Origin of the sequence: Thermobacillus composti KWC4, from assembly GCF_000227705.2 — a bacterium.
GTDB lineage: Bacteria > Bacillota > Bacilli > Paenibacillales > Paenibacillaceae > Thermobacillus > Thermobacillus xylanilyticus.
Genome location: NC_019897.1, coordinates 4,156,648 through 4,171,526, shown reverse-complemented (window position 1 = coordinate 4,171,526; position 14,879 = coordinate 4,156,648). Strand labels below are relative to the sequence as shown.

Genomic DNA, 14,879 nt, shown 5'->3' with positions numbered 1-14,879 from the left:
GAGGCAAAAAGGGGGCTTCTGCCGTGCGCGTGTACGAATGCGCCATTATCGGCGGCGGGATTGCGGGCCTGCAGGCGGCGATCCAGCTCGGCCGGTACCGGCATACAGTCGTGGTCGTGGATGCGGGAGACGGCCGGTCTTCGCTGTGCCGGGGCTATCACAATCTGCTCGGGTTTCCCGAAGGCGTGAGCGGGGAGACGCTGCGCCGCGCGGGGAGGGAGCAGGCGAGCCGGTACGGCGTGACGTTCATCGGCGGCGTCGCGACGGCGGTGCGGCGCGAGCCGGCCGGCGGCGGAACGGGCGGGCGTCCGGATGGGGACGGCCTGTTCGTCGTCTCGCTGGAGGGCGGCGCGGAAGTGCGCGCGCTCCGGCTGCTGATCGCGACCGGCGTGAAGGACCGGATTCCGGACTGGCCGGAGCTGAAGCAATGTCTCGGCATCACCGTCTTCATCTGTCCGGATTGCGACGGCTGGGAGACGATCGGCCGCCGCACGCTCGTGCTCGGCGCCGGCGACGCGGGCGCCGAATTGGCGCTTGAGTTGACGCCGTGGACGCGCGACATCGTCTACGTGAACCATGAGCTTAAGGCCCTCGACCCGGCCGCGGCCGTCCGGCTGCGGGAAGCCGGCATCCCGATGATTGAGACGCCGGTTGCGAAGCTGCTGGCGGACGAGGGCCGTCTGCGCGGCGTCCGGCTGGCGGACGGCACGGAGCTGCAGGCGGAGCGCGCGTTCCTCGGGTTCGGCGGGAACGAGGTCCGCTCGTCGCTCGCGGCCATGCTCGGCGCGCGGCTGGCTTCAAGCCGCCATATCGAGGTCGATCCGCGCACGAAGCTGACGAGCGTCCCCCATGTGTGGGCGGCCGGCGACGTGACGGTGCACTCGGAGCAGACCGCGATCGCGATGGGGGACGGACTCCAGGCGGCCATCTGGATGCACAAGAGCTTGACGCTGCGCGAGCCGCTGCCGCTGGCGCCGCGGGGATCTTGAATAGAAGGCGGGGCAAGCCGACCGCCGTGAAAGGAGCCTCGGCCGAAGGGCCGGGGCTTTTTGGCATGTCGTCAAATAGAAAGAACGGATGAAAACGCACCCATTGACACCTTTCCCGTTTCGGGTTATCCTCTAGATAAAAATTGGTCCACCCAATCGACCAATTTTCGAGGAAGGGCTGGAAAGAAACCGCTTATGGCGATCAAGAAAGTCAAATATCAAAGAGTCTATGAAAACGTGATCGAACAGATCAAAGAGATGATCATCGAAGGCAATCTGAAGCCGGGGGACCTCTTGCCGACCGAACGGGAGCTGGCGCAGGCGTTCGGCATCAGCCGGGGCACCCTTCGCGAAGCGTTCCGCATCCTGGAGCGGGAGAACCTGATCGAAGCGAAGCCCGGCGGGGGCAGGTACCTGTCCCGTTCGATCGAGTCCGTCGATGATCAGAACCGGATTCTGGACAATATCGAACGCGCGACGATCATCGAGCTGCTCGAAGCGCGCGAAATTTTCGAGACGGGCATCGTCGAGCTGGCCTGCCAGCGGGCGACGGACGAGGATATCGCGGATATCGTCGCGGCGTTCGAGCGCTGGGGCGACGCGGACGAGGAAGACCATACGCGTCCGGACCAGGCGTTCCATCTGTCGATTGCGAAGGCGTCGCACAACGTCGTGCTCGTCAACATGATGGAGCTCCATATGGATCTGCTCCGCCGGACCTTGAGCAAGACGCTGCAGAATGCCGGCCGCCGCGAAGAGGTGTACAAGGAGCACCTGCAGATCGTCGAAGCGATCAAGCGGAGGGATGCCGAGCAGGCGAAGGCCGCGCTGCTGTACCACCTGGGCAAGGTCAAAGAGAACATTCTGGTGAGGCAGCTCGCTTGATGAATTTTTCTTTTTTGCCAAAATTGGATCACCCAGCGATCCAATCACGGCGCAATTGGACCACCCAGTAATCCACCAATCCAGGAAGATTACACGAAAACGAGGGAATCCTATGAGCCAGGACGTCAACATTTTATCGCCGTGCGGAATGCTCGGATACGGCTTCCCGGAGGAGTCGTTCCGAAGGGGAATGGAGCAGCAGGTGCATGCCGTGGTGGTCGACGCGGGATCGACCGACGGGGGGCCGCACAAGCTGGGAGCCGGCGTTTCGATCGTCAGCCGCCGGGCATGCAAGAAGGATCTGGAGATCATCCTGGGCGCCTGCCTGCCCGGAAAGGTGCCGGTGATCATCGGGTCGGCCGGAGGCTCGGGCGCCCGGCCGCATGTGGAGAGCGGCGGGTCGCTGGAGATCGTTTTCGACCGCATCACCAATGTCGAAAGCAGCAAGATCTATTACAAGCCTTATTACCGGCGCGAGGACTTCAACGATGAGAAATACAAGCCGACGTTCGCGCCGCAAGTGTACAGCGGCCAGACGGTGGAGTTCAAGCTCCGGCTGGACCAGTGGGAGGGCGCGCCGCTGCGGATCACGCCGTATGTCCGCGACACGTATACGAAGGAGGAGGTGCTGCTCGAGGACGTGGAGCTGGTCCGCGGCGAGTGGAACACGCTGAGCTTCGTGGTTCCGCCGCTTGCGGGAAGCTTCGCGGACGAAGTCGGCTTCATGATCGACTCGCCGACGTCGACGGCCGCATCCCGCGCGTTCGGCGCGCTGTATATCGGACGGATGCGCGTGTACGGCGGCGGCGGGTACGCGATCGACTGGCGCAAGCAGGCGGTCGAATTCACCTCGGTGACGCCGATGGCCCAGCATCGCGGGGAGTGGAGCCTGAAGGACGGCGCGCTGCACTATGCCGTCGAGGGGAACGCCGCCGCGTTCACGGGAAATGATTACGCGCGGGACGTGGAGGCCGAAGCCGAATTTACGCCGCTGTCCGGCGAGTCCCACGGGTTCATCGCCCGGGCGCTCGGCATCGAGCGCTGCTACTGGCTGGGCTTGGCGGAGGAGGGCACCGTGTCGATCCGGAAGAACGATTTCGGCTGGACGGAGCTGGCGTCGGCGAGCTTCCCCTGGGAGCACGGCCGGACCTATGCCTTGAAAATGATCGTCCGGGGCGCTTCCCTGAAATTGTACGTGGATGATAAGCTGGTGGTGGAGGCGGAGGACGCGCAATACGCGCACGGCATGTACGGCGTTGCCTCGCTGCGGGACGCCGCGGGCAGCGTCGGCGAATTCCGCGTCATATCATTTACCGTACAGGACGGGATGGAACGATGAAGAAGATCGTCGTCGTCGGCAGCATCAATATGGATCTGGTGACGAATGTCGAGGCTTTCCCGCGGCCCGGGGAAACGATCCACAGTCTGGGCGTCGGCTACCAGCCGGGCGGCAAGGGGGCCAATCAGGCTGTGGCGGCCGCCCGCAGCGGCGCCAGCGTGCAGATGGTCGGTGCGGTCGGCACGGACAGCTTCGCGCAGACGCTGATCGACAATCTGGCGGGCAGCGGCGTGGATACCGCGGGCATCCTGCGCAAGGAAGGCCATTCGGGGCTGGCGATCATCACGGTGGACCGGTCGGGCGAGAACCATATCGTGCTGGCCGGCGGGAGCAACAAAGCGTTCGCGTTCGGCGAGATCGAAGGGCGGATCGCCTGGGACGAAGCCCATGCCGTCCTGCTGCAAAATGAAATCGACCGGGAGACCACCGCGGCGGTCATGCGGGAGGCGAAGCGGAGGGGCGTTCCCGTCTGGTTCAATCCCGCCCCGGCCGTAAAGCCGGAGCCGGAGCTGCTGCCGCTCATCGACACGTGCATCCTGAACGAGACGGAGATCGAGGTGATCACGGGCGCGAAAGTGTCCGGCGCGGAGGATGCGGAGCGGGCGGCCGGGCGGCTGCTTGAGGCCGGCGTGACGCAGGTGGTCGTCACCCTCGGCGACAAAGGCTGCGTCCGGGCCGGCCGGGACGGCGAATCCGTCCATGTGCCGGCCTTCAAGGTCCGGGCGGTGGACACGACGGCGGCGGGCGACACGTTCATCGGCGCCATGGCGGCGGCGTCAAGCGAAGGGAAGCCGGTGATGGAAGCGCTCAGGTTTGCGGCGGCCGCTTCGGCGTTGGCCGTTACCCGGCATGGTGCGCAGGCTTCGATTCCGTCCCGGGACGAGGTGGAGCGGCTGCTGTCCGGGTCGATCAGGAAATAAAAGGAAGAATATACGTTCGGTTATTTTTGAAGAGCTAGACTAATAACAGGAAATAATGCATATTAATAATAGTACAACCTGACATTTCCCTTCTTTGACCGTGAAGGGAGGTGGCCTTGGTTGGGAGTTGCATCTTCCTCCGGTCCGGCGGCGACCGGCACCCAAGGCGTCTGTCCGGCGCCGAGGAGGTGATGCTATGGACACTTTTCCAATTTGTCATGGCGATGAAAGTAACCGGTCCCCTGCCAAGGTTGACGGTCACTTTCTTCCGATTTCCATCCGGGGGAAGCGTTGACTCCCGTCCAGGATGAGGTTGTATGCCGGCGTCCGCCGGGAAAAAGGCCTGGGCTTTCGCCCGGGCCTTCTTTTATCATTGACCTTCCAATAACATAACATACTTAGAAGCTCATGACAATTTGAAACTTTTTTCAAGCCGGATGGCTGCCGGTTCAGCGGCTGGGCGAAGGCCGGCCGACGAGCCGCGGCCCCGTGTACACGCGGGGATTCGGCTCGCCCGGGCGGATGGCGAGCCACGCCACGAGCGCCGAGACGGCTCCGGCTCCCGCCAGGCACCAGAACAGCGGATCGGCGTTCGGCCGGCCGAGCAGCGAGGCGGCCGGCGGACCGAGGGCGACGCCCGCAAAGCGCATGCTGCTGTAGAACGAGCCGACGGTGCCGCGATGCGCCTCATCGATCCCTTCGGTGATGAAAGCGTCGAGGCAGGGCAGGGCGGCGCCGATGCCGAGGCCGGCGGCGCTGAACAGGGCAAGCTGCAGCCAGATGCCGTCCGCGGCGGCGCAGGCGCCCGTCGCGCAGGCCGACAGCGCAAAGCCGGCCGTGGCGATCACCTTCATGCGGCGTTTCCGCTCGCCGATCAGCTTGCCCGTGACGTAGGAGGCCGTGCAGAGCACGGCGAGCGGGAGGGCGAGCACGGCGCCTTTCCACACGCCGTCCAGTCCGAGCCGGTCCTCGAGGGCATCCGACAGGTGGACGAGGCTGGCGAACAGGATGAACATGCCGAGCCCGCCAAGGGCGAAGACGGCGAAGAGCCACCGCCCTTTCTGCCGGAAGATGCGCCGCAGCGTGCGCAGAAACGCCGGCAGCGGCTGCGGCTCGTCCTTCTTCGCGGGTGCGCGGACCAGCAGGGCCACCAGCAGCACCGCGACCGCCGCGAAGACCGGAATGGCCGCAAACGGCGCGTACCAGGCCAGCATCGCGAGGACGGAGCCGATGATCGGGCTGAGCACTTTGCCGAAGGTATTCGAGGTTTCGATCAGGCCGAGACCTTCGCTCACCTGTTCCTTGCTCTTGAACATGTCGCCGACGAGCGGCATGACGATGGGCGCCGCTCCGGCGGCGCCGATGCCCTGCAGAATTCGTCCGGCCAGCAGGTACGGGTACGGGTGCTTGAGCCAGATGATGGCGGCGGTGCAGACGGCGCCGCCGATGCCGGCCAGGGCGAGGCACGGGAGGATGACGCGCTTCCGGCCGATCCGGTCCGACAGCCAGCCCGCGGGCGGGATGAAGAGGATCGCCATCACCGAGAAGACGGTGATGATCAGGCTGGTCTGAAGCGGCGTCAGCTCCAGCTTGCGCCGGATGGCCGGCAGCACGGGAATGAGCATCGAGTTGCCCAGCGTCATGATGAGCGGGATGGAACTGAGCGCGAGCAGCGCACTTCGCTTGGTTCGGCTCATACCGGCTCCCCCATTTCCGGGTCATATCGGGCATGTACCGCATCCGGTTGTCCGGTATGGTGCACAACAAACAAGGTTATCGTGCGCTGCGGGGGATGTTTTCATACAGTACAAAAAAGGACGAAGCCTGCATCGGCGGCGGACAATGTCCGGACAGCCGGCAGGCTTCAATGGTTTCTATATCCAGGTGAACACCGGTTCCTCGTCCGCGCAGCGGACGGGGATGTGCGGGAACGCGGCGGCAAGCCGCCTCGCGAGCAGGCGCATGCCCGCCGCCTCGCTCTCGGCGTGGCCGAGCACGATGAGCGCCCGCGCCCGGCCTTGCCGCGCGGCGTCCCGGACGTATTCCGGCGTCTCCCATTCCGGGCCTTCGCCGCAAATGACAAGATCGAGCCGTTCCTGTTCGAACAGCGGAATGGCGTTCGCACCGCCGCCGCGGTAGCCGACGAGCAGGCCGATCCGCCGGCAGGGGGCGTCAAGATCTCCCGAGACACGGACGACGGACAGGCCGAGGCGCCGCTTCACTTCCTCCGCGACTGCCCGGACGGTCGTCCCTTCCCGTTCGATGATCGCCGCCTCCGGCAGATGCCGGACCGTGAAGCGCGCCCAATCCAGCGCTTCGATCAGGCCTTCGGCAATGCCATCCGGACGGTACCGGTGGATGTGGTCGTGGAGCCGATAAATCGCCAGCCCCGCTTCGAGGATGAAGTTTTTTTTCGCCTGATAGACGGGGTCATCTTCGATGGTCTTCGCAAAACCGGCGTGATGGCTGTAGAACGGGCCTTCGTGGGCGATGACGAGATTGGCGCCCGCCGCGTGCGCTTCCTCCAGCACCCGCTGCGTCGGCATGAACGCCGTCACGATGCCCGTCACGGTCGTCTCCGGCTCGCCGAAGAGCAGCTCATCCACCGTCTGTCCGAGCTGTCCGGCAGGCGCGGTCAGCGCGGCGACCACGTCCCCGACGGTCGTGCGCATCGGTCGGCTATCCCTCCATGCACGCGGATCAGACGAGGTCGCAGGCTTCGACCGGCATCCAGTGCGGGTCCTTGCCGTCCCACTTCACGTTGCAGCCGATCGGGTTCGTCAGCGGCACGGCGACCGGCCGGCCGGCGATGACGTCCGCGAGCGCGTTGTCGAGGTCGTTCACGGTCATCTGCGACGTGTCGCGCGGATTGTCCACGCCGCGGCCCGTGTAGACCAGCTTGCGGTTCTCGTCGAAGACGTAGAAATGCGGCGTCCGGAGCGCGCCGTACGCTTTCGCGACTTCCTGCGTTTCGTCGCGCAGGTAAACCCAGGGGAAACGGTGTTCTTCCATGCGCCTCACCATGTTCTCGAAGGAGTCTTCCGGCTTCGTGTTCTCGCTGTTCGAGTTGATGCCGACGAAGCGGACGCCGTGCGGCTCATACTTGAGCGCGGTCGCGCGGGTCACTTCGTCCGAGCCGATGACATACGGGCAATGGTTGCATGTGAAAAAGATGACCAGCACGCGCGCGTCCTTGAAGTCATCCAGCGACCAGGTGCGGCCGTCCGTTGCGGGCAGGCGGAAATCGGGGGCCTGCTCGCCGATCTGCAGTGTGAAAGCCATGGTTATCACCCTCCTTGCCGCCCATTATACAGCAATTCCGGAAGTTTGTAATGCGGCGCTCGGGCTGGAACATTTCAATTGAGCTGCCGGGGATCGGCGGTGACGAAGGAAGCGGTCCTCCGAACGGGGACCGCTTCCTTCGTGTGTGTGTTGATGGATTATGCCAAGGGCAGCTTGCACGTCAGACGGCTTTGGGCGCCGCATCCGTCGTGCCGCCTCCGAGGGTGTCCTTGCGGCGGAAGATTTTCTTCCAGCCTGCCCGCAGGATGGGCATCAGCCAACGGTCGAGGCCGAACGCCCCGGCGTTGGCGCCGCCGATGAAGATCAGCGCGCCCAGCAGCACCATCCACGGGTTCGTGCTTACGGTTCCGGCGAAGAGGAACAGGAAGTTGAGCATCAGGCCGAAGAAGGCGGCCGCCGTCGTCAGTGCGCCGAGGATGAGGCCGAGGCCGATCAGGAACTCGCCCACCGGGATCAGGAAGTTGATCAGCTTGACGTTCGGCAGCGCGAAGTGCTCAATGAACGCCGTGTACGTCGGGTAGACCGCCGCGCCGGTCGCCTTGTCGGCGACGGGGTTTTCGACCGCCCGGGTCAGGAAGCCGGCGGCGTCGAACCCGCCGGTCATTTTGTGCCAGCCGGCCTCGAGCCACATCCAGCCGATGTACAACCGAAGCAGAAGGAGCGCGCCCGCTGCATAAACATTTTCTCGCCAGAATTTCATCATGACCGTTCACTCCTTAATAAATATTGGGTCCGGAATCAGAACGCCGAATGGAATCGACTTGCCGGTTATGGATTTCGTTCAATGCCGATCGGTGGATGGCCGGGACCGCTGCATCGCTGATCCTCTCCCTTGCATTCCGCGGCCGGTTCGGCTGCGGGTGATTGATCTTGTTCTTTACGTCTTCAGTGTAATATGGAATGCGCGCAAAGTATGTGATAAAAATCACAAATATCGTGAAAAATTTCACAACAGGCGGATTTTTTTGTGCGAGGCCCGTTTGACCCTGTGCGCCGCGGATGGTAGACTCGTGGGTAAAAAAGGCAGGAGGGACGCGGCATGACGGTGCACGCATTCGAGGCGGAGACGCTGGACGGCAGGCAGGTTTCACTCTCCGATTACGCGGGCAAGGTGCTGCTCATCGTGAATACGGCCAGCGCCTGCGGGTTGACGCCGCAATATGAAGGGCTGCAGCAGCTGTACGACCGGTTCAGGGACAGGGGCTTTGAAGTGCTGGGGTTTCCCTGCAACCAGTTCGGGGGGCAGGAGCCGGGCACGCATGAGGAAATCCGCGCGTTCTGCACGCGGAATTACGGCGTGACGTTCCCGATGTTCGCGAAGGTGGACGTGCGCGGCGAAGGGGCGCATCCGCTGTTCAAGCATCTGACCGGCGGCGACGATGAGCGGATTCCGTGGAATTTCACGAAGTTTCTCGTCGACCGCGATGGGCGGCTGGTGCGCCGGTACGAGCCGAAGGTGACGCCGGATCAGCTGGCCGGGGACATCGAGGCGCTGCTGTAGTGTTTTTCGTTCGGGGGTGTGGCAAGGTGACGGAGATTCTGGTCGTCTTCACCGGCGGCACGATCGGCAGCCGGCAGAACGGCGCGGTCGTCGACGTCGACAGCGGCACGGGCTATGCGCTGCTTGAGCGTTACCGGGAGTCGGCGGGGGCGTTGGCGGAGGAGATCCGCTTCGAGACGGCGCAGCCGATGACGCTGCTCAGCGAGAACATGACGCCGGCGCATTGGCTGGCGCTTGTCCGCTGCCTGCGCGGGTGGCTCGAAGCGGAGCCGGAGCGCTTCGCGGGCGCGATCGTCACGCACGGCTCGGACACGCTGCCGTACACGGCGGCGATGCTCGGCTATGCGCTCGCGGACGTCCGGCTGCCGGTCGTGCTGACGGCGGCGAACCGTCCGCTCGAAGATCCGCGCAGCAACGGGCTGCGGAACTTCGCCGCGGCGGTCGACTTCATCGTGGACGCGGCGCTGCCCGGCGTCTATGCGGTGTTCGAGAACGACCGGGGCGAGATGCCGGTCATGCTCGGCACGCGGATGGCGGAGGCCCGCCCGTTCGACGACCAGTTCGCGCCGCCGTACGGCGCGCCGCTCGGGCATATGCTGGACGGCCGGTTCGTGCCGCATGAGCATGCGGTGAACCCGCCCGTGGCGGCGCTGCGCGCGGTGCGCAAGCCCGGCTTGCCGCCGGAGCGGCTCGGCTTCACGACGGATATCGTCTATATCCGTCCGTATCCCGGCCTCGACTACGGCCTGTACGACTTCGAACGGCTGCCGCGCAGGCCCGCGGCGGTGCTGCACGGCCTGTACCATTCGGCGACGGCGTGCAGCGCGGCTGCCGGCGCGTACGAATCGTCGCTGCCCGCGTTCGCGGCGCGGTGCGCCGCGCTCGGCATCGACGTTTGGCTCGCGCCGGTCAAGGCGGCGGACAGCGCGCGCTACCGCTCGGCGCACGAGATCGCCGAGGCGGGCGTGCGGGGCCTCGCGCGCATCGTGCCGGAGGCGGCCCTGGTCAAGCTGATGGCCGCCTACGGCACGTACCCGGGGCGGGATCCGGAGTCGGTGCGGGAGCGGGAAGCGTTCCTGGCGCGGAATGTGTTTTTCGAGCATCACGAGGGCGGGGATTGGTGAGCCGAAGCGCGTACCCCCTTATTTTTCCGCGGAGAATTGTGTATCATATGTAAGATAAGAGTTTGTGCGCTTGCCCGAGCGGCGGCGCCAGCCGTTTTATTTGCGCCGGAAAGGTTGGTCTGAGTGGAAAACACGACGTCTTCGAATTTCATCCGCACCATTGTGGAACGGGATTTGAAGGAGGGCAGGGTCAAAACCGTCGTCACCCGTTTCCCGCCCGAGCCGAACGGCTATCTGCACATCGGCCACGCCCGGGCGATCATCATCAACTTCGACATCGCCGACGCCTACGGTGGCCGCACCCATCTGCGCTTCGACGACACGAACCCGACGAAGGAAGACGTGGAATACGTCGAGGCGATCAAGCGGGACATCGAGTGGCTCGGGTTTGAATGGGACGCCCTCTACTATGCTTCGGACTATTTCGAGGAAATGTACAACCGTGCGGTGCTCCTGATCAAGAAAGGGCTCGCCTATGTCGACGACCAGACGCAGGAAGAGATCCGGGCGACGCGCGGGACGCTGACCGAGCCGGGCATCGAGAGCCCGTACCGGAACCGCAGCGTGGAGGAAAACCTCGACCTGTTCGAGCGGATGCGGAGGGGTGAGTTCAAGGACGGCGAGCGGGTGCTGCGCGCCAAGGTGGACATGAAGTCGCCGAACATCAACATGCGCGACCCGGTCATTTATCGTGTGCTGCATGCGCATCACCACAACACCGGGGACAAGTGGTGCATTTATCCGATGTACACGTTCGCCCATCCGCTGGAGGATGCGATCGAGGGGGTTACCCATTCGCTCTGCTCCCTCGAGTTCGAAGATCAGCGGCCCTTCTACGATTGGGTCATCCGGGAGTGCGAGATGGAATCGCAGCCGCGCCAGTACGAGTTCGCGAAGCTGCAGATCCAGGGCGCGGTCATCGGCAAGCGGTACATCAAGCAGCTTGTGGAAGCCGGCGTGCTGGACGGCTGGGACGACCCGCGCGTGTACACGCTGAGCGGGCTCCGGCGGCGCGGCTATACGCCGGAGGCAATCCGGACGTTCGTCCGTGAGACCGGGGTGTCGAAGAGCGCCGGCGTCGTCGATCCGCGGATGCTGGAGCATTTTGTCCGGGAAGATCTGAAGCTGAAGGCGCCGCGCACGATGGCGGTCATGCGGCCGCTCAAAGTCGTCATCACGAACTACCCGGAAGGTCAGGTCGAATGGCTCCCCGCGGAAAACAACGCCGAGAATCCGGAGATGGGCGAGCGGCAGATTCCGTTTTCCCGGGAGATCTACATCGAGCAGGACGACTTCATGGAAAATCCGCCCGCGAAGTATCACCGGCTCTATCCGGGGAACGAAGTGCGGCTGAAGCACGCGTACTTCATCAAGTGCGAGGAAGTCGTGAAGGACGAGAATGGCCATGTGATCGAGCTGCGCTGCACCTACGATCCGGAGACGAAGAGCGGCTCCGGGTTCACGGGGCGGAAGGTGAAGGGGACAATCCACTGGGTCGAGGCGTCGCACGCGGTGCCGGCGGAGTTCCGGCTGTTCGAGCCGCTGCTGCTGGATGAGAACGCCGTGGATGAGGAGCCCGAGGCCGGAGCAGGCGAGGAGAACGGGGACGCCGCGCCGGCGGAAGACCGTTCGCTGCTCTCGCGGATCAACCCGAACTCGCTCCAGGTGCTGCACGGGTTCGTCGAGCCGAACATGAAGGACGCAGAGCCGCAGCAGAAGTTCCAATTCTTCCGGCACGGGTATTTCAACGTCGACCCGAAGCTGTCGGCGCCCGGCAAGCCGGTGTTCAACCGCATCGTGTCGCTGAAGAGTTCGTATGAAGTGAAATAACGGGTTTGACGGCCCGGGCCTGGCAAGCTGTCAGATGCTTGCGGTCCGGGCTTTTGCAAAAGATAAGAATTAATAAGTTTCACACTTATCATCAGCTTATCTTTCATCGCAAAACGGACGCGCCTGCCCATGAGGGACGGCGCCAGCCGTTTTTGCTGGTTCTATGATAGACTGGAAGAAACCAACATGACTGGTCATCGAATCCTGATCGAAAAGGATGGCGATCATGACGATTGTCGTAACAGGAGGCGCCGGCTACATCGGCAGCCATACGTGCGTCGAACTGCTGAACGCGGGGTATGATGTCGCGGTGGTGGACAACCTGTCGAACAGCCATGTTGAAGCGGTTCGACGGGTCGAGGAGATTACGGGGCGGGAGGTGTCGTTTTATCAGGTTGATTTGCTGGACAAGCCCGCGCTGGAGCAAGTGTTCCGCGAGCATGAGGTCGAGGCGGTCATTCACTTCGCCGCGCTGAAGGCCGTCGGCGAGTCGGTCGAGAAACCGCTTGAGTATTATTGGAACAATATCACGGGCACCATCCAGCTCTGTCAGACGATGCGGCAGTTCGGGGTGAAAAAGATCGTCTACAGCTCGTCCGCAACCGTCTATGCCGCATCCGACTCGCCGCGCGCGCTCACCGAGGATTCGCCGCTCGGACCGATCAATCCGTACGGCCGGACGAAGTGGATGGGCGAGCTCATTCTGCGTGATCTGCATGCGGCCGATCCGGAGTGGGGGATCGCGGTGCTTCGCTACTTCAACCCGGTCGGGGCGCATCCAAGCGGGCGAATCGGCGAAGACCCGGAGGGCATTCCGAATAATCTGATGCCCTACATCTCCCAGGTCGCCGTCGGCCGGCGGGAACGGCTGAACGTGTTCGGGGGTGACTACCCGACGGCGGACGGGACGGGGGTCCGGGATTACATCCACGTCGTCGACCTGGCGGAAGGCCATCTGAAGGCGCTGGACAAAATTCTCACCAATCCCGGATACCACGTCTACAACCTTGGCACGGGGCGAGGGTACAGCGTGCTGGAAATGGTGGCCGCGTTCGAGCGGGTCAGCGGCCGGCCGATCCCGTACACCATCGTGGGCCGTCGGCCGGGCGACGTCGCGGTCTGCTACGCGGATCCGTCCGCCGCGCGCGAAGGGCTGGGCTGGGCCGCCGTGAGGGGCATCGACGAGATGTGCGCCGACGCCTGGCGCTGGCAGCGGCAGAACCCGAACGGGTACGGTGATTCCGAATGAAAGGCAGCAAAAAAAAGAGACCCCGGAGGGTCTCTTTTTTTTTTGGTCCACCGATCAGATGAAGTCGGCGTTGTTCAGGAGACGGATGATCATCACAGCAGCTTCTGCACGGGTAGCCGTAGCGTTCGGCGAAACCGTGTTAGCGGTCGTGCCTGCTACAACACCGGATTCGATCGCTGCTGCGAGTTCCGCTCTTGCCCAGCTGCCGATCTGACCTGCGTCCTTGAAGCCAGTCAGCACAGCTGCAACTTCCGCGTTCGACAGATCGATTTCAACGCCTGCCAGCTCTTGGGCGCGAACGACCATAGCAGCCAGCTCTTGGCGCGTAATCTTGTCCGTCGGACGGAACTTGCCGGTGCCGTCGCCCTTGACAATGCCTGCTTCTGCAGCAGCTGCTACAGCTTCAGCATACCAAGCGGACGAAGCGACATCGGAGAAGCCAGCTTCGCCGGAAGCCTGGAGTCCGAGTGCGCGGACGATCATCGCGGCGAATTCCGCACGCGTGACATCACGCTTCGGCTCGAACTTGCCAGCGCCGGTGCCGTTGACGATCAGCTTGTTCGCCAGCGTGTGAATGTCCTTGACACCCCAGTGGTTCCGCAGATCCGAGAAGGACTTCGGAGCCACATCGATGATGGCGTAGATCGAGTTGGAGTTGCTGAAGAATGCAGCATCCTCCTCGCCAACCTTCGTCGGGATCGGGTTCACCGAGTTACCCTTGATCCGTACAGCGACGAGGTTGTCGCCTTCACCCGTCAGGTTCAGGGTACGCTTCACAAACTTGCTGAACTTGTTGATCTCAACCGACTTGTCGCCAGCCACGGCTTCAAGCTTGAAATCGACGATCGCGGATACAGCCTCACCGCCTGCCGACTCGATGGCTGCTTCGGCTGCTGCCTTGGCTGCGCCTTCCGGTTCGGCAATCGTCACGACGATCCAGAGATCATCGATCGAAACGCCCAGCTCTTCAGCCAGCGCTTCCAGGTCAAGCTCGTCCAGAGGCAGTTCATACGAACCGAGCGGCGAAACAATCGTTACGACACCGCCTCCCGTCAGAGCGGAAGCCGGAAGCTTCGCAACTTCGCCAGTGATCTCGACAATCGCAGAACCGCTCTCCAGCGCCTTCTTCAGGGCGTTGGCGTCAACCGTACCGTCCGGGTTGGCTTTCACCACACCGTCAGTCGGGGTCGTAACACCGCCGCCAATGCCGCCGAAGATCGGAGGAACTACCGGATAGTTACGGTCGATCGGGCCATACACCGCATCAGCAGTAGTCGCGCCGGGATAGAAATACTTGAATTGCAGAGACGAATAGTTAATGTACGCTGCGCTGCTTACGCTGAAGTCGTAGTATACAACATCCGTGATCGAGTTGTTGTATACTCCTTGGTATACGCCTCTGTATACGCCGTCTACCGTACCCAGGAAATCTCCGTTGGGAGCATACACATGGATGATGACGTTTCTCGCATCCTGATTCGCGTCATAGACCGATTTCGGTATGTAGACCGTACCGGTCACGTTGCCGTTGTTCGAGGTCACATCCCGGAACCCGGCAGCGTAAGACACGATAGGCAGGAGAAGCGACATCGCCATCATAAGTGCAAGCAGACCTGCGGTTTTGCGTTGAATCAGAGCTTTCATTCATTTTCACCTCCTTTCGAGACAATTTCATTGGCGAACATCACTATTATAGTGTACAAATTGTCGAAACGGAAGTGAATTGAAACAAATAATTT

The 14,879-nt window shown here is 63.1% G+C and carries 13 protein-coding genes; 8 read left to right on the top strand and 5 right to left on the bottom strand.

What is annotated here, in order from left to right:
• Positions 1–23: 23 nt before the first annotated feature.
• The 4 genes from THECO_RS19130 to rbsK all read left to right on the top strand — a co-directional run bounded on the left by THECO_RS19130 (position 24) and on the right by rbsK (position 4,133).
• The gene (locus THECO_RS19130; RefSeq protein ID WP_015256652.1) at positions 24–989 is read left to right on the top strand and encodes an NAD(P)/FAD-dependent oxidoreductase; all 966 of its coding nucleotides are present in this window, start codon (positions 24–26) and stop codon (positions 987–989) included.
• A 195-nt stretch (positions 990–1,184) separates the two neighbouring features.
• Positions 1,185–1,874, top strand: a complete 690-nt coding sequence (locus THECO_RS19125) for a FadR/GntR family transcriptional regulator (RefSeq protein ID WP_015256651.1) — start codon at positions 1,185–1,187, stop codon at positions 1,872–1,874.
• Positions 1,875–1,986: 112 nt separating this feature from the next.
• Positions 1,987–3,213 (top strand): hypothetical protein, encoded by a 1,227-nt coding sequence (locus THECO_RS22435; protein ID WP_015256650.1) that lies wholly within the window; start codon positions 1,987–1,989, stop codon positions 3,211–3,213.
• A complete protein-coding gene (rbsK, locus tag THECO_RS19115; protein ID WP_015256649.1) occupies positions 3,210–4,133 on the top strand; it encodes a ribokinase in 924 nt (307 codons plus the stop codon). Before THECO_RS22435 ends, rbsK begins: the two co-directional genes overlap by 4 nt.
• 449 nt (positions 4,134–4,582) lie before the next feature.
• On the opposite strand, the gene THECO_RS19110 is transcribed toward rbsK, so the two are convergent.
• The 4 genes from THECO_RS19110 to THECO_RS19095 all read right to left on the bottom strand — a co-directional run bounded on the left by THECO_RS19110 (position 4,583) and on the right by THECO_RS19095 (position 8,139).
• Positions 4,583–5,830, bottom strand: coding sequence for an MFS transporter (locus THECO_RS19110; protein WP_015256648.1), 1,248 nt, complete (start codon positions 5,828–5,830; stop codon positions 4,583–4,585).
• A 177-nt stretch (positions 5,831–6,007) separates the two neighbouring features.
• Positions 6,008–6,805 carry a Nif3-like dinuclear metal center hexameric protein gene (locus tag THECO_RS19105; RefSeq protein ID WP_015256647.1) on the bottom strand — a complete coding sequence of 266 codons (798 nt, stop codon included), beginning with the start codon at positions 6,803–6,805 and terminating at the stop codon, positions 6,008–6,010.
• A gap of 28 nt (positions 6,806–6,833) precedes the next feature.
• Complete coding sequence (locus tag THECO_RS19100; RefSeq protein ID WP_015256646.1) at positions 6,834–7,415, bottom strand: thioredoxin family protein; 582 nt, start codon at positions 7,413–7,415, stop codon at positions 6,834–6,836.
• A gap of 181 nt (positions 7,416–7,596) precedes the next feature.
• A complete protein-coding gene (locus THECO_RS19095; RefSeq protein WP_015256645.1) occupies positions 7,597–8,139 on the bottom strand; it encodes a DoxX family protein in 543 nt (180 codons plus the stop codon).
• Between the two features lie 336 nt (positions 8,140–8,475).
• On the opposite strand from THECO_RS19095, the gene THECO_RS19090 reads away from it, so the two are divergent.
• The 4 genes from THECO_RS19090 to galE all read left to right on the top strand — a co-directional run bounded on the left by THECO_RS19090 (position 8,476) and on the right by galE (position 13,140).
• On the top strand, positions 8,476–8,937 hold the full coding sequence (locus tag THECO_RS19090) for a glutathione peroxidase (RefSeq protein ID WP_015256644.1): 462 nt from the start codon (positions 8,476–8,478) through the stop codon (positions 8,935–8,937).
• Between the two features lie 26 nt (positions 8,938–8,963).
• Positions 8,964–10,061 carry an asparaginase gene (locus THECO_RS19085; protein ID WP_041853998.1) on the top strand — a complete coding sequence of 366 codons (1,098 nt, stop codon included), beginning with the start codon at positions 8,964–8,966 and terminating at the stop codon, positions 10,059–10,061.
• 123 nt (positions 10,062–10,184) lie between these two features.
• Positions 10,185–11,891: a glutamine--tRNA ligase/YqeY domain fusion protein gene (locus tag THECO_RS19080; RefSeq protein ID WP_015256642.1), complete on the top strand. Its 1,707-nt coding sequence runs from the start codon at positions 10,185–10,187 to the stop codon at positions 11,889–11,891.
• Between the two features lie 226 nt (positions 11,892–12,117).
• Positions 12,118–13,140, top strand: coding sequence for a UDP-glucose 4-epimerase GalE (gene galE / locus THECO_RS19075; protein WP_015256641.1), 1,023 nt, complete (start codon positions 12,118–12,120; stop codon positions 13,138–13,140).
• Between the two features lie 54 nt (positions 13,141–13,194).
• Here galE and THECO_RS19070 read toward each other — a convergent pair whose 3' ends face one another.
• Positions 13,195–14,784 (bottom strand): S-layer homology domain-containing protein, encoded by a 1,590-nt coding sequence (locus THECO_RS19070; RefSeq protein WP_015256640.1) that lies wholly within the window; start codon positions 14,782–14,784, stop codon positions 13,195–13,197.
• Positions 14,785–14,879 lie beyond the last annotated feature (95 nt).

Excerpts from the sequence above, each read along its gene's own strand:
- THECO_RS19125 (WP_015256651.1), top strand. The coding sequence starts at position 1,185 with ATGGCGATCAAGAAAGTCAAATATCAAAGAGTCTATGAAAACGTGATC.
- THECO_RS22435 (WP_015256650.1), top strand. The coding sequence starts at position 1,987 with ATGAGCCAGGACGTCAACATTTTATCGCCGTGCGGAATGCTCGGATAC.
- rbsK (WP_015256649.1), top strand. The coding sequence starts at position 3,210 with ATGAAGAAGATCGTCGTCGTCGGCAGCATCAATATGGATCTGGTGACG.
- THECO_RS19110 (WP_015256648.1), bottom strand. The coding sequence starts at position 5,830 with ATGAGCCGAACCAAGCGAAGTGCGCTGCTCGCGCTCAGTTCCATCCCG.
- THECO_RS19105 (WP_015256647.1), bottom strand. The coding sequence starts at position 6,805 with ATGCGCACGACCGTCGGGGACGTGGTCGCCGCGCTGACCGCGCCTGCC.
- THECO_RS19100 (WP_015256646.1), bottom strand. The coding sequence starts at position 7,415 with ATGGCTTTCACACTGCAGATCGGCGAGCAGGCCCCCGATTTCCGCCTG.
- THECO_RS19095 (WP_015256645.1), bottom strand. The coding sequence starts at position 8,139 with ATGATGAAATTCTGGCGAGAAAATGTTTATGCAGCGGGCGCGCTCCTT.
- THECO_RS19090 (WP_015256644.1), top strand. The coding sequence starts at position 8,476 with ATGACGGTGCACGCATTCGAGGCGGAGACGCTGGACGGCAGGCAGGTT.
- galE (WP_015256641.1), top strand. The coding sequence starts at position 12,118 with ATGACGATTGTCGTAACAGGAGGCGCCGGCTACATCGGCAGCCATACG.
- THECO_RS19070 (WP_015256640.1), bottom strand. The coding sequence starts at position 14,784 with ATGAAAGCTCTGATTCAACGCAAAACCGCAGGTCTGCTTGCACTTATG.